Consider the following 1,159-nt stretch of genomic DNA (forward strand, 5'->3'; position numbering starts at 1 on the left):
GTACAGATATATATATTTTTATAGGTTGGTCTGCTTTTTTAATATAATTGGCTAATACTATACTGAATTTCATCCAGTTCTCTAGGTATACAAATCTGTTATTAAAGTTGCTATATTTCCAGTTATTTAATGTCATCATATATTCATCTCCAACTAAAATTAAGATGGTTTTCCTCTTTTATTATTCACATCAACTCTCATTCAAGTTTCCTAACTAATAATTAGTAGTAAACTAATCTTCATAGAAACAAACGTTAGAGAGTGTAAAGTTGCTTTATTTTTTTATTTTCAAAAATAAAGTCGGTAACTAAAGATTCTTTTCACAAGCACAATTGGTAATAATGAACCCTTTTTGTCATCTATTAAATCAATGTAAGTCTTCCCCAATTTTATAGCTAAAAAGTTTTTTTATTATTTCTATAATAAGAGATATGAAAGCAATACTATTCCTAGCGGTTTAGTATTTTGAGGGAACCCTACGGAATTTAGATAATGGATGGAAATATTTGACATCAGATGATAATTATTAGGGTCTACCTTCTCGATAAAAGACAAATTTTTTTGGATACAAAAAATCTATTTTTTACATGACTAGCATTCTATAAGGAAGTGGAGAAAAGGTGATGACAATTAGGTCCATTATATAAGAGTTGACTATAGACTTGACCGCTAACATAGATAAAAATAGGATAAAAACTTCGAATTAGGGTCTTATTTGTCGAGTATATAAAAATGGTGCAAGACCTAGGTAATTGATCTATCTACCATAATTAACTGGCCATATCCAGCAGTGACTGAATATGGCCAGTTTTTTGTTGTAAGTGCACTATCAATTAAAGTTTAGCAACATAGGTCTCATTTCCCTTTTAACAAGGCGTAACCTTAGTGCAACAAAGCTTCACATCCAAAGGAATAAGGAATAAAAGTTGATTAAATGGAAAAAAGGATTCTACCTCCTACTTTTTTATTTGTCCGACTCTTCAGAAAAAACCTTATAATATTTTAGTGCATTACTATACATTCTATTCCCTCTTGTATCTTTATTGCTGAACTCAGGTATAGACAAGTAGGTATGAATATATTTCTCAAGAATAACTGGATCAGTAATATTAAATAGTGAACCTAAAAGTAATTCTTTATCTACTAATTCATTAGATAT

Annotated in this window: 1 protein-coding gene; it reads right to left on the reverse strand. The window is 29.2% G+C overall.

Annotated features, from left to right (window positions below):
* Positions 1-964: 964 nt before the first annotated feature.
* Positions 965-1,159 (reverse strand): hypothetical protein (locus tag V7149_RS21005; protein WP_335347541.1); only part of this gene is annotated, 195 nt, incomplete at its 5' end.

Origin of the sequence: Bacillus sp. JJ1503 (genome assembly GCF_036965125.1) — a bacterium.
Classification (GTDB): domain Bacteria; phylum Bacillota; class Bacilli; order Bacillales; family Cytobacillaceae; genus Cytobacillus.